Annotated in this window: 11 protein-coding genes; 6 read left to right on the top strand and 5 right to left on the bottom strand. The window is 45.6% G+C overall.

The features are described 5' to 3' along the window. Window positions 1-32 precede the first annotated feature (32 nt). The 5 genes from BHV72_RS08445 to BHV72_RS08425 all read right to left on the bottom strand — a co-directional run bounded on the left by BHV72_RS08445 (window position 33) and on the right by BHV72_RS08425 (window position 6,268). The gene (locus BHV72_RS08445) at window positions 33-2,162 is read right to left on the bottom strand and encodes a ComEC/Rec2 family competence protein (protein ID WP_286855584.1); all 2,130 of its coding nucleotides are present in this window, start codon (window positions 2,160-2,162) and stop codon (window positions 33-35) included. Between the two features lie 3 nt (window positions 2,163-2,165). Further along, window positions 2,166-2,816, bottom strand: a complete 651-nt coding sequence (rpe, locus tag BHV72_RS08440) for a ribulose-phosphate 3-epimerase (RefSeq protein WP_005677081.1) — start codon at window positions 2,814-2,816, stop codon at window positions 2,166-2,168. A 64-nt stretch (window positions 2,817-2,880) separates the two neighbouring features. Continuing rightward, window positions 2,881-3,849, bottom strand: a complete 969-nt coding sequence (gene fmt, locus BHV72_RS08435; RefSeq protein ID WP_005677069.1) for a methionyl-tRNA formyltransferase — start codon at window positions 3,847-3,849, stop codon at window positions 2,881-2,883. Window positions 3,850-3,910: 61 nt separating this feature from the next. Next, window positions 3,911-5,704: a chloride channel protein gene (locus tag BHV72_RS08430; RefSeq protein WP_005677068.1), complete on the bottom strand. Its 1,794-nt coding sequence runs from the start codon at window positions 5,702-5,704 to the stop codon at window positions 3,911-3,913. Next, on the bottom strand, window positions 5,705-6,268 hold the full coding sequence (locus BHV72_RS08425; protein ID WP_286855580.1) for an L-threonylcarbamoyladenylate synthase: 564 nt from the start codon (window positions 6,266-6,268) through the stop codon (window positions 5,705-5,707). A 78-nt stretch (window positions 6,269-6,346) separates the two neighbouring features. Between BHV72_RS08425 and BHV72_RS08420 the strand changes: the two genes are divergently transcribed. From BHV72_RS08420 to BHV72_RS08395, 6 genes are all read left to right on the top strand, one after another. Then, window positions 6,347-6,781 carry an acyl-CoA thioesterase gene (locus BHV72_RS08420; protein ID WP_005677066.1) on the top strand — a complete coding sequence of 145 codons (435 nt, stop codon included), beginning with the start codon at window positions 6,347-6,349 and terminating at the stop codon, window positions 6,779-6,781. Between the two features lie 563 nt (window positions 6,782-7,344). Then, the gene (gene recJ, locus BHV72_RS08415) at window positions 7,345-9,063 is read left to right on the top strand and encodes a single-stranded-DNA-specific exonuclease RecJ (protein WP_005677064.1); all 1,719 of its coding nucleotides are present in this window, start codon (window positions 7,345-7,347) and stop codon (window positions 9,061-9,063) included. Next, window positions 9,056-10,960, top strand: coding sequence for a RecQ family ATP-dependent DNA helicase (locus BHV72_RS08410; RefSeq protein WP_022042307.1), 1,905 nt, complete (start codon window positions 9,056-9,058; stop codon window positions 10,958-10,960). Before recJ ends, BHV72_RS08410 begins: the two co-directional genes overlap by 8 nt. 41 nt (window positions 10,961-11,001) lie before the next feature. Continuing rightward, window positions 11,002-11,964 carry a tetratricopeptide repeat protein gene (locus BHV72_RS08405; protein ID WP_005677060.1) on the top strand — a complete coding sequence of 321 codons (963 nt, stop codon included), beginning with the start codon at window positions 11,002-11,004 and terminating at the stop codon, window positions 11,962-11,964. A gap of 342 nt (window positions 11,965-12,306) precedes the next feature. After that, window positions 12,307-13,155 (top strand): prephenate dehydratase, encoded by an 849-nt coding sequence (locus BHV72_RS08400; RefSeq protein WP_005677059.1) that lies wholly within the window; start codon window positions 12,307-12,309, stop codon window positions 13,153-13,155. Continuing rightward, on the top strand, window positions 13,130-14,317 hold the full coding sequence (locus BHV72_RS08395) for a pyridoxal phosphate-dependent aminotransferase (RefSeq protein ID WP_286855579.1): 1,188 nt from the start codon (window positions 13,130-13,132) through the stop codon (window positions 14,315-14,317). Before BHV72_RS08400 ends, BHV72_RS08395 begins: the two co-directional genes overlap by 26 nt. The last annotated feature ends 2 nt before the right edge of the window (window positions 14,318-14,319 follow it).

Here is a 14,319-nt window from a genome sequence, read left to right as displayed (position 1 = left end):
TCAAGATGCAAATGTACGATAAATCTTTGTACTTAGAGCAAAAACCGCACAGAACCTTTTTCGGATAAAGAGATAAAACGCAAACCGGACTGTTTACATTCCTCTTCAAAGAGTTGCTTGCGATGTTCCGAAAGGGATGCATCTAATATAATGCACTCCGGAGCAAAGAGCAACCTGAGTTCTTTCAAATGACCGTTATAGCCTTTGCATAAGTAAAGATAATCAATATATAACGGAGTAGCGGCAGATTTGTTCCGCCAGCGATGATCGGTCACCATACAAATGCGTCGTCCATGGTAAGACAGTATTTGCTCCCGGCAGCAGAGCGCGGTATCTTGATAATCGGCTGTCACCTCTAACGGCGACAATAATTGGTGATGATTCCAATAATTTGTTGCAACACGATACAACTGCCTTTTATCAGAAAGACTATCTCCATAAACTATCCGTGAATTCCCATTATTGTCTATACAATGAACTGCCGGACAACCGCGAACATTATAGAAAACAATACTATCCAGAGGACGGTCCACCCAGGACATAGACACATGATAGACACCTAACAATAATATTGAAAAGAGACAGATCAGAAGATTCTTTAATCCCCGGTTTGCGAAATAGTAAAACACCAGACCGCCGGAGAGGTAAAGGCCGAGTACTTCCAACTGATATAGCCATATTCCGTCAATAGAAGCATAAGGAAGCTGTTCTACCCAATGAATGAAAGTATTAAGTGCATCCAGAAGAAACTTGACGCCCTCTGCTATAAAATTTTGTATCCAGTGTAGCGGAGTCAGGAGAAGCATAACAACGGCAGAATACAAAATGATGGTAACCAGAGGAATGACTACTAAATTAGTAAACAGAAAATGAGTTGAAAAACGGGAGAAATAAAACATAACAAGAGGAGCAGTGCCTAGCTGTGCCGCAATAGATACGCTCATTAGTCCCCAGAAATATCTCCCGATCCTACTCTTTACCGGAAGTAACCGATAAATGGGTTTATATGTCAGTAGAATAGAAGCAACAGCCAAGAAGGATAGTTGAAAACCGACATCAAACAGCCATACCGGATTACAAAGTAACATAACCCATGCAGTCGCCGCCAACGTATTCAAAGATAAAGCCTGACGATTAAAAATATCCGCCACTGCCCAGATCGAAAACATACAAGCCGAACGGACTACCGATGGTGAAAGTCCGGTAAAAAAAGCGAAAGCCCAAAGAAGGATAAGAAGAAATACAGCCCGCAAACATCTGCCTGCGTTCCCTCTCTTCGCAACAGGACTCAATATAAAAAAGAGCAAGGCATACAACAGCCCGATATGCAACCCGGACAATGCAAGCACATGACTGGCACCAGCTACCGAATAACTTTCACGAACAGAGTCACTTAGTTCGGTTTTATCACCTACAGTCAAAGCAGAAAGTACAGCCAGTCCGTCACCTTCAAAACCAAGTTGGCGATAAAGAGAAAGTATTCTGTCGCGACAAGAACCGGCTACCTCCAGAAGAGTGCTCTTCCGAGCAATATTTCCATTACCGGAAGATAACATTTCTGAAGATACCAGCATCCATTTTCCGGACACGACATATCCTGTTCCACTGATTCCCTTCCGCATCAGATAACGGGCATAGTCGAACTCATCGAAATTCTGTCCATTTACAGGCGGAGAAATACGAGCAGACACCCATAATTCATCTCCCCGCTTTAATCCGGCAGCCGCCGAATCCCGTTGCAGATATAGAATAGCCTTACAATCATCTATCGAATGAATAGCTGTCGAATCACGCTGTTCTTTCAACAATACCCGGCAAAGAAAAGTATGTTCCTTAGTTTCGGGAGTATCCGTCACCCACCCCCGATAAACCGTTTCCTCTTTCGGGAAAGTATATCCCGTTGCATGTTGTAGCTGCCAGGTTATTCCCACCCAGCCACCTGTAAAACAAAGAGCAAGAATCGCAATTCCGAAGCACCAACGCAGAGAATAGCGTCCAAGGAAATAACAACCTATAGAGAGACCGGCTAAAAAACAAAAGGCAAGGATTCCCCAAAAGAGCTCCAGCGAACCGTTGAAGAAACGATCACCACAAAAAACGCCTGCTATCCAAGGGATAACCAGGCGTATATAAGGATATCTATGGAGATATGATACCACAATTCTCTACAACTCGTGTAACCGGTGAATCATTGCTTCCGGATCCGGTGCTCCAAAGACTGCATTACCAGCTACCAAAGCATCTGCACCCGCCTCAACGAGACGTGCACCCGTTTCCAGATTCACACCACCGTCCACTTCAATCAAAGCCTTTGAGCCAGTCTGTTCAATCAAAGCACGTAGTTCACGGACTTTTTCTACGGAATGTTCAATGAACTTCTGCCCACCAAATCCGGGATTCACGCTCATGACAAGCACCATATATACATCTCGGATAATGTCCTGCAACAAAGCTACGGGAGTTGCCGGATTAATCGTCACGGCAGGTTGCATCCCTGCCTCTCTAATCTGTTGTACCACCCGATGCAAATGAGGGCAAGCCTCATAATGCACATTCATCGTATGCGCTCCCAATGCTTTTACTTCCGGGATAAACTTCTCCGGATTAACAATCATCAGATGCACATCCAACGGTTTCTTACTCAGCTTTGCCACATATTTCAGTACCGGAAAGCCGAATGAGATGTTAGGGACAAATACCCCGTCCATAATATCAATATGTACCCATTCCGCCTCACTGCGGTTTACCATTTCAATATCTTTCGCCAAATATCCGAAATCAGCGGAAAGAATGGAAGGAGCGATAATTGGTTTCATAATTCTTTTATTTTAGATTCGGTTTGTCTCAAACTCGAGACGGTTCATGTTATCTATTATCAGGTCAGTTCATTTTATATTCGTTCGTCAGACGGAATCCACGAAGCAATTCATCCGTTTTCAGACGTTTCTTGCCGGGAAGTTGCAAAGAAAGGACAGACACGAACCCATCGGGCACAGCCACCTTTATATATTTCTTCCCATCCGTCACAATCGTTCCGGCAGACAATTGATGCGCTTCACTAACTTTTTCGCTTTCGAAAATCTTCACGACCACCACTTCTCCTTCAGGACTGACCAATTCACTCCAGGCAGCCGGATAAGGAGAGAGTCCGCGAATAAAATCATAGACTTTCTTCACCGGTTGATTCCAGTCGATCCGGCAAGTCTCTTTGAATATCTTCGGAGCAGGACGAAGCTCACCGACAATCGCCATTTCTTCCTGCGGAACCGGTTTTACCACACCGTTCAGAATGGCGTCCACCGTCTCAACGACCAGCTTTCCGCCCAACATCATCAGTTTATCATGCACAATCTCTACATTATCCGTATCGGCAATAGGTACACGTACCTGCTGAATGACTTCTCCCGTATCTATCTCATGCTTCAGGAAGAAAGTAGTGATACCCGTTTCCGTATCTCCATTAATTACCGCCCAATTGATAGGAGCGGCCCCCCGGTATTGAGGAAGCAAAGAAGCATGGAGATTGAAAGTTCCCAACCGCGGCATACTCCACACCACTTCCGGTAACATACGGAAAGCAACCACAATCTGCAAATCCGCTTTCCATTCACGCAACGCCTGTACAAACGCCTCATCTTTCAACTTCTCCGGTTGGAGTAACGGCAAATTCTGTTCGAGCGCATATTGTTTAACGGGAGAATATTGAATCTTATGTCCGCGTCCGGCCGGCTTATCGGGCATCGTTATCACGCCCACAACGTTATATCCGCCTTCTACCAACTGACGCAAGGCCTCCACCGCAAAATCGGGAGTACCCATATATACTATTCTTAAATCTTCTTTCTTCATAATCTAATCACTTTTATCTACATAGAACCCAGGCCCCGGTACCTTGTCGGACGGCGGGTGGTTAGTCTTCTGAAAAATGTACTAATACCTGCCGGTATGAGTTAAATATCTTCGATTTAGAGACAAATCCCTGATAACGTCCTTCCTCATCCACCACGGGAAGATTCCAGGCTTTGGTATCATCGAAAGTCTGCATCACCTGTTCCATTCCGTCCGAATCGAATATCTTGGCCGGGGCGGATGTCATTAATTTATTAACAGTAAAACGATGATAAAGTTCCTGACGGAACATGATGTTCCGGATATCGTCGAGCAGTACAACTCCCAACAGTTCGCCAGTCTTCTTATCCGTCACGGGAAACACATTCCGGTGGGAAGCGGCGATAGCCTTCACCAGTTCGCCTAAATCCATTTCAGGATGAACCACTACGAAATCCTTCTCCACGACATTCTCCATTTTCATCAATGTCAATACCGCTTTATCCTTATGATGAGTAAGCAGTTGTCCTTTCTTTGCCAGACGCATCGAATAGATACTATGAGGCTCAAATGCTATAATCGTAAGATAAGAACTGACAGACACAATCATCAACGGAAGGAACAAGTCGTATCCTCCGGTCAGTTCAGCAATCAGGAAGACACCCGTCAACGGAGCGTGCATCACTCCGCTCATCACTCCCGCCATTCCCATTAAAGCGAAATTCTTTTCGGGCAGATAAGCTGAAAAAGCAAGATCATTGCTGAAATGCGAGAATACAAATCCGGCAATACATCCCAGATAAAGTGAAGGAGCAAATATACCACCACATCCACCACCACCGTTCGTCGCACTGGAAGCAAATACCTTCAATAAGATAATCAACATCAAATAGACCAATAACAGATTGCCGTAGCCGTAGAACATGGAGTTGTTCATCACCGTATCCCACTCCGCCGCAGACGTTCCGTTCAGCAACAGGTTGATTGTATCGTAACCTTCACCATAGAGAGGTGGAAAAAGGAAAATCAGCACACTCAGCATAACACCGCCGAAAGCCAGTTTCTTATAAGGATTGTTGAGCTTACCGAAAACTCCTTCTACCGAGTTCATAGCACGTGTGAAGTACAGCGAAATCAGACCGCAGAAAATCCCCAACAGGATAACGAAAGGAATACGTTCCAGTTCGAATGCCTGGTCGAGATGAAACTTGAACATGGCTTCCGTGCCGGTAGTGATATACGAAACGGTTGCCGCCGTCACTGCAGAAATCAGCAACGGGAGTAAAGAAGACATAGTCAGATCTATCATCAGGACTTCCAGCGTAAACACCAGTCCGGCGATCGGAGCCTTAAAGATTCCGGCAATCGCACCTGCCGCGCCACATCCTACCAGCAACATCAACGTCCGGTGCTCCATTTTGAACACACTACCCAAATTGGAACCGATCGCCGACCCCGTCAGCACAATCGGCGCCTCCGCCCCTACCGATCCGCCGAATCCGATCGTAATGGCACTGGCAATGGTAGACGACCAAATGTTATGCCGCTTGATGCGTCCCTGCCTACGGGAGATAGCATACAGAATCTTGGTGACCCCATGGCTGATGTCATCCTTCACAATGTTACGCACAAACCAGCCTGCAAGAAAAATTCCGACTACCGGATACACCAGATACAAATAGTTGGCTTCCGTCGCATTGAAATTATCTGTTAAGAAGTTCTGTATCTGGTGAATGAAGAACTTCAATAGTAAAGCGGCAAACGCAGTGAAAATCCCCACCAGAAAACTCAATATCAGGATAAACTGTTTCTCCTTGATATTATTTTCCCGCCACTTGATGCAACGCTGCAATAAACTAAGTTTTTCCTCTTTCATTTATTCGCGAATTATCTTAATCACTCCACCTTTGTCCAGTTTTATAATACTTGAGGGGTTCGGTCTGCTCATATCGTCCTGACGATAGCCGACGATATAGTCTACTGCCGATTTGATCTCGTCACTGATTTCACTAAAGTTGGCAGCTCCCGACTGGCCGCTTACATTGGCTGATGTAGACACGATTGCCTTGCGGAACTGCTGGCAAAGACGTTTGGAAAACGCTTCATTCGTCACACGGATTCCCACGCTTCCGTCTTCCGCAAGCAGGTTCGGAGCCAAATTGCGTGCACCGGAATAGATAATCGTCAATGGTTTATCAGCAACTTCTATCAAATCCCATGCCACATCAGGAACATCCTGTACATAAAAATCCACCTTGACAGACGAATCAACCAGCACCAGCATAGCTTTGCTATCGGCACGTTTCTTAATCTCATATACCCGACGTACAGCTTCTTCGTTAGTCGCGTCGCAGCCTATGCCCCAAACGGTATCGGTAGGATAAAGGATGACACCTCCTTCATTCATCACCTGACAGGCTTTTTTAATATCTTCTATCATTTCTTGAGTAATTTCAGTTGAGAATAACACGCAAAAGTACTACTTTTGCGTCGAATTCAAAAAGATTAAGTGAAAACAATGGAAGAAATCGTATTTCACCACACGCTACCTATTCAGTTGCGCTTCAATGACGTAGATAAATTCGGTCACGTCAACAACACTGTTTATTTTTCTTTTTACGATTTGGGCAAGACTGAATACTTCGCTTCCGTATGTCCCGGAGTCGACTGGGAGAAGACCGGCATTGTCGTTGTCCATATCGAAGCAGATTTCGTCAAACAGATCTTCGCATCAGACCATATCGCCGTACAGACTGCCGTTTCCGAAGTAGGAACGAAAAGCTTTCATCTGCTCCAACGGGTGATCGACACAAAGACGAACGAGATAAAATGTATCTGCAAATCAATCATGGTAACTTTCGACCTGGAGAGACATGAGTCCATGCCTCTGACGGAGGAATGGATAGAAGCGATCTGCAAGTATGAAGGCAGGGATTTAAGAAAGAAGAAATAAAAACATATACCTCTCAATATCAAACCAGCTCTTTCCAACCTTATCATATTGGAAAGAGCTGGTTTGATATAAGTCATATATATAGCCGCACTCCAACAGGATCAGAATCTTTATTTATCATAAGAGTATAGCAAAGTTGCTGTCTGTTTATTACAAACTTCCGCCCATCCAGTGACAAAGTTATCGTTGCCTAACATCAATCTATAAACGCAAGCTTTGATTATAAAAATGAAAGCTTCGTTTTTATAAATGAAGGCTTCGTTTATAAAAACAGAACTTGCGTTTATAGATTGATTCCTATCCGAAAAAAGTTCAATCCTTATCCAAGAGAAGTTTAGTTTTAATTCCGGAGAACTTTGATCTTAATGCCAAAGAAGTCATCTATTAAAAAGCCACCGTAAACACTTAATGCCACCATTAGCAAACTTCCGATTTTCTATCCCCTTTGAAATATTTTCGTCATATCTACACTCACCTCCGGTTTTTTTCGTACTTTTACCCCTTGTTGGGAAGAAGTGCCTTTCTGACCCCTGAGAGCAGAAAAAGAAAAAACAATATATAAAATGAATCACAAATGGAATTATCAACCCATTACACCCGAACAGGCAGAGACAAGCCAGACATTGGCCCAGGAATTAGGGATTAGCCCGATACTTGGACAACTTTTGGTACAGCGGGGAATAACGAAGGCGGTTGACGCCAAGAAGTTTTTCCGCCCGCAATTGCCCGACCTGCACGATCCGTTCCTAATGAACGACATGGATATTGCAGTAGAACGTCTGAATAAGGCTATGGGAAAGAAAGAGCGTATTCTGATTTATGGAGATTATGATGTAGACGGAACTACCGCCGTAGCACTGGTCTACAAGTTTATCCAACAGTTCTATTCGAACTTGGATTATTACATACCCGACCGCTATAACGAAGGGTATGGCATTTCTAAAAAAGGAGTGGACTATGCCGCTGAAACCGGTGTAGGATTGATTATTGTACTCGATTGCGGCATCAAAGCAGTGGAGGAAATAACGTATGCCAAAGAGAAAGGTATTGATTTTATCATCTGCGACCACCACGTGCCGGACGACATCCTTCCTCCTGCCGTAGCCATCCTAAACGCCAAACGTCCGGACAATACGTATCCGTACACACACCTTTCGGGTTGCGGTGTCGGTTTCAAGTTCATGCAGGCATTTGCTATCAGCAACGGTATCGAGTTTCATCACTTGATTCCTCTGCTCGATCTGGTAGCGGTAAGTATCGCTTCGGACATCGTGCCGATTATGGGCGAGAACCGTATTCTTGCTTTTCACGGACTGAAACAGCTGAACAGTAACCCGAGTGTGGGAATGAAAGCAATTATTGACGTCTGCGGACTCTCCGAACGGGAAATCACTGTCAGCGATATCGTGTTCAAAATCGGACCGCGCATCAATGCTTCGGGACGTATCCAGAATGGAAAAGAAGCGGTCGACCTGCTCACGGAGAAAGATTTCTCGGTTGCACTGGAGAAAGCAGGACAAATCAACCAGTACAACGAAACCCGCAAGGACCTCGACAAGAGCATGACAGAAGAAGCCAACAACATTGTCGCCAATCTGGAAGGATTGGCCGAACGGCGTTCTATCGTTCTCTACAATGAAGAATGGCACAAAGGGGTGATCGGTATCGTAGCTTCCCGCCTGACAGAAGTTTATTATCGTCCCGCCGTCGTACTGACACGGACAGATGACATGGCAACCGGTTCGGCACGCTCCGTTTCCGGTTTTGATGTTTATAAGGCGATCGAACATTGCCGCGACTTGCTTGAGAACTTCGGAGGGCATACATACGCTGCCGGATTATCCATGAAAGTAGAGAATGTGGAGGCTTTCACCAAGCGGTTCGAGGACTTCGTTTCGCAGCATATCCTGCCCGAACAGACCAGTGCGGTAATCGACATCGATGCTGAAATTGATTTCAGGGATATTACGCCCAGGTTCTTCAGTGACCTGAAGAAGTTCAATCCTTTCGGCCCGGACAATATGAAGCCGATTTTCTGTACGCATCATGTATATGACTACGGTACAAGCAAAGTGGTGGGACGCGACCAGGAACATATCAAATTGGAACTGGTTGACAACAAGTCGAACAATGTAATGAACGGTATCGCATTCGGACAAAGTTCGCACGTGCGCTATATCAAGACAAAGCGCTCCTTCGACATTTGTTACACCATTGAAGAAAACACGCACAAGCGTGGCGAAGTCCAACTTCAAATCGAAGATATAAAGCCGATTGAATAAGTATCAGGAGATATTAAAACAATATTGGGGATATGACTCCTTCCGCGACTTGCAGGAGGAGATCATCACCAGTATAGGCGAAGGTAAGGACACGCTGGGGCTAATGCCGACCGGAGGTGGCAAATCTATCACATTCCAGGTGCCCGCTCTCGCCCAGAGTGGACTTTGTATTGTCATTACCCCCCTCATCGCCCTGATGAAAGACCAGGTGCAGAATCTGCGCAAACGCGGAATCAAAGCGCTCGCCATATATTCTGGCATGACACGTCAGGAGATTGTCACTGCGCTGGAAAACTGTATCTTCGGCGACTATAAGTTCCTTTATATCTCTCCGGAACGGCTGGATACGGAAATATTCCGTATCAAACTTCGTTCAATGAAGGTCTCCATGATTACGGTAGACGAAAGCCACTGTATCTCACAATGGGGGTATGATTTCCGTCCGGCTTACCTGAAGATAGCAGAAATACGGGAACTGCTGCCGGGTGTTCCGGTGCTGGCACTAACGGCAACGGCTACTCCGGAAGTCGTAAAAGATATTCAGTCACGGCTGAACTTTCGCGAAGAGAATGTTTTCCGTATGAGTTTCGAACGGAAGAATCTGGCATATATCGTCCGCAAAACGGACAATAAGACGGGAGAACTGCTACATATCCTGAAAAGGATAGACGGCAGCGCAATTATCTATGTCCGCAACAGGAGACGCACCAAAGAAATCACCGAATTATTAATGCAGGAAGGCATTACCGCCGACTTCTATCATGCCGGACTGGACAATGCCGTAAAAGACCTCCGGCAGAAACGCTGGCAGAACGGAGAAATCCGCGTCATGGTAGCCACCAACGCTTTCGGCATGGGCATCGACAAGCCTGATGTCCGTATCGTACTGCATATCGACCTTCCCGACTCTCCCGAAGCGTACTTTCAAGAAGCCGGACGGGCAGGAAGGGACGGGCTGAAAGCCTATGCCGTTATCCTGTATGCCAAATCCGACAAAATGACATTGCACAAACGGGTGGCGGACACTTTCCCCGAAAAAGAATATATCCTCCAGGTATACGAACATCTGCAATATTACTACCAAATGGCCATGGGTGACGGATTCCAATGTATCCGTGAGTTCAACCTGGAAGAATTTTGCAGGAAGTTCAAATACTTCCCCGTGCCGGTGGACAGTGCGTTGAAAATACTGACGCAAGCCGGCTATCTGGAGTATACGGACGAACAGGACAATGCTTCCCGCATTCTTTTTACAATCCGGCGGGACGAGCTGTATAAACTACGGGAAATGGGTACGGAAGCGGAAACTCTGATACAGACCATTCTCCGTTCCTACACGGGAGTATTTACCGATTATGCTTATATCAGCGAAGACACACTGGCTATCCGCACCGGATTGACACGCCAGCAAATTTATAATATATTGGTGACACTGACCAAACGCCGTATCGTAGATTATATCCCGCACAAAAAGACACCTTATATAATATACACGCGCGAGCGGCTGGAACTACGTTACCTGCACATTCCGGCTTCTGTCTACGAAGAGCGCAAAGCCCGGTACGAAGCACGTATCAAAGCCATGGAAGAATATGTCACTTCCGAAAGCGTTTGCCGGAGCCGGATGTTGCTTCGTTATTTCGGAGAAAAAAATGAGCATAACTGCAAGCAATGCGACGTCTGTCTGAATCGTCACGAAACGGACTGCCTGCCCGAAGACTCTTTCAGAGAAATGAGAAAACAAATCCTGGAACTGCTTGCCCGGAAAAGTTTGCCCCCTGCCGGAATAGCGAATGCCATTGAAGCAGAAAGAGAAGATATCAGCCGGGTAATCCAATATTTATTGGAAGAAGGTGAGCTGAAGATGCAGGACGGAATGTTACATATATCAAAATAAGTTATTACATTTGCAGATAAACTCAAAAACAACATATCATCATGCCGAACTTTTTTAAATCTTTCTTCTCCGGAAAGTCAGAAACACCGGAAAGTGAAAAACAGAAAAACGACCGGAAAAGATTCGAGATCTTCAAATATGACGGTCTGCGTGCACAACGTATGGGACGTCCGGATTACGCAGTAAAATGTTTCACAGAGGCCCTTGCTATCGAAGAAGATTTCGAGACAATGGGTTATCTCAGCCAGCTTTATATCCAGACGGGCGAAACCGAAAAGGCCCGCGAACTGCTGGAAAAAATGGCAATCATGGAACCTCATGTGACAAACACATTCCTGACATTGGCCAATGTGTGCTTCATACAGGAGGACTACAAAGCAATGGAAGAAGCTGCCAGCAAAGCGATCGCTATCGAGGAGGGAAATGCAGTGGCACACTATCTGTTAGGCAAAGCCCGTAAAGGACAGGACGACGACCTAATGACGATTGCCCACCTGACAAAAGCGATTGCCTTGAAAGATGATTTCATCGAAGCCCGCCTGATGCGTGCGGAAGCATTGCTGAAAATGAAGCAATATAAAGAAACAATGGAAGACATTGACGCCGTACTGGCACAGAACCCGGAAGAAGAAACCGCTATCCTCCTGCGCGGCAAAGTGAAAGAAGCCAACGGACAGGAAGAAGAAGCAGAAGCCGACTACCAACTTGTAACAGAAGTGAATCCTTTCAACGAACAGGCATATCTCTACCTGGGACAACTTTTCATCAACCAGAAGAAGTTGACAGAAGCTATCAGTCTGTTCGACGAAGCAATCGAACTGAACCCCAACTTTGCAGAAGCATACAAAGAACGCGGCCGCGCCAAACTGCTGAATGGAGATAAAGACGGTTCTGTAGAAGATATGAAGAGGTCATTGGAACTGAATCCGAAAGATGAGGCCAGCCTGAACGGAGAATTCAAGAACCTCGGCCCAAAACAGGAAGCATTGCCGGGAATCTTCTGATTGGCGGAAGTCATTCAACCCGTTCCGACAGAGGGTATCCCATGTCTTTTTCATTCTTTTTTGCAGAGAAAACAAAAAAAGTATCGCTTTTTGTTTGCGTTTAGCAGAAAAGTATTACTTTTGCCCCAGAATTAGAAACCAAAGCAAAAAAACAAAGACTCGTATGAGATCATTTACTTATGCATATTACTTCTTTTTTTACTTTTACTTTAGCCAGAAAGTAGAGCGGGAGTTTGTATGTATCAAGTGACATGATGCTTAAGGACTGAATAAGAGAAATCAATCATATGAATCCCGCTCCAATATGGACGCGGGATTTTTTTATATAATACATTTATAACAATGAAAAAAATAGCAATTCAAGGAACACTCGGCTCATATCACGATATCGCCGCACACAAGTACTTCGAGGGAGAAGAAATAGAGTTAATCTGTTGTGCCAGTTTCGAAGACGTGTTTACCTCGATACGTAAAGACAGTCAGGTTATCGGAATGCTAGCCATAGAGAATACGATTGCAGGCAGCTTGCTGCACAACAACGAGTTGTTGAGACAAAGCGGTACACAAATTATCGGTGAATACAAACTGCGCATCTCGCACAGCTTCGTCTGCCTGCCCGATGAAAGTTGGGAAGACCTGACGGAAGTCAACTCCCACCCTATCGCCCTGATGCAGTGCCGTGATTTCCTGAACCAGCACCCACAACTAAAAGTAGTGGAAGGTGAAGATACGGCACGCAGCGCAGAGGCTATCAAGAACGGAAATCTGAAAGGACACGCCGCTATCTGCTCCAAGATAGCCGCCGAACGTTATGGAATGAAAGTCCTTCAAGAAGGTATCGAAACAAATAAGCATAACTTTACCCGTTTTCTAGTCGTTGCCGACCCGTGGCAAGTGGACGAACTCCGCCAGCACCGCACAAACACGATCAATAAGGCGAACATGGTATTCACACTGCCGCACTCGGAAGGCAGCTTGTCACAAGTGTTGTCTATCCTGTCGTTTTACAACATCAACCTCACTAAGATACAGTCGTTGCCGATTATCGGACGGGAATGGGAATACCAGTTTTATGTGGACGTAGCTTTCAACGACTATCTGAGATACAAACAATCGATCGCAGCAATCACTCCATTAACCAAAGAACTTAAAATATTAGGCGAATATGCAGAAGGTAAATCAAACGTATAAGATCGCTCCCGCCGACAGACTGGCAAGTGTAAGCGAATACTACTTCTCTAAGAAACTGAAAGAAGTAGCACAAATGAATGCGGAAGGAAAAGACGTGATAAGTCTGGGTATCGGAAGCCCTGATATGCCACCTTCGGAAAAGACAATCGAAACATTGTGCAATAATGCCCACGACCTGAACGGACACGGTTACCAACCGTATGTAGGTATCCCCGAACTTCGCAAAGGTTTCGCAGCATGGTATCAACGCTGGTATGGAGTCGACCTGAACCCGAACACGGAAATACAACCTTTAATCGGCTCGAAGGAAGGAATCCTCCATGTCACACTGGCTTTCGTCAATCCGGGAGAACAGGTATTGGTACCGAACCCGGGATATCCCACTTATACTTCTTTGAGCAAGATACTCGGCGCGGAAGTTATCAACTACGACCTGAAAGAGAAAGATGGCTGGATGCCCGATTTCGAAACTCTGGAGAATATGGATTTGGGCCGCGTAAAGTTGATGTGGACCAATTACCCGAATATGCCGACAGGCGCAAACGCCACTCCGGAACTGTATGAACGTCTCGTTGACTTTGCCCGCCGGAAGAATCTCGTGATTGTCAACGACAATCCGTACAGCTTTATCCTAAACGAAAAGCCAATTAGTATTCTGAGCGTGCCGGGAGCTAAAGAATGTTGTATTGAATTCAATTCCATGAGCAAAAGCCACAATATGCCGGGCTGGCGTATCGGAATGTTAGCGTCAAATCCCGAATTCGTACAATGGATATTGAAAGTGAAAAGCAACATCGACAGTGGAATGTTCCGCGCCATGCAACTGGCGGCTGCAACCGCCCTGGAAGCCGAAGCCGACTGGTACGACGGAAACAACCGGAACTACCGGAACCGCCGTCACCTTGCCGGTGAAATAATGAAAGCACTCGGTTGCACCTACGATGAGAAACAAGTCGGTATGTTTCTCTGGGGCAAGATACCCGATTCCTGCAAGGATGTGGAAGAACTGACGGAGAAAGTATTGCATGAAGCGAGAGTGTTCATCACACCGGGATTTATCTTCGGCAGCAACGGAGCAAGATATATCCGTATCTCGCTCTGCTGCAAAGACAATAAGTTAGCAGAAGCACTGGAAAGAATTAAAAGAATAAAAAACAAATAAGA

Source organism: Bacteroides sp. 43_46, assembly GCF_001915455.1.
GTDB lineage: Bacteria > Bacteroidota > Bacteroidia > Bacteroidales > Bacteroidaceae > Bacteroides > Bacteroides caccae.
This window is presented reverse-complemented; position numbering and strand designations above follow the sequence as displayed.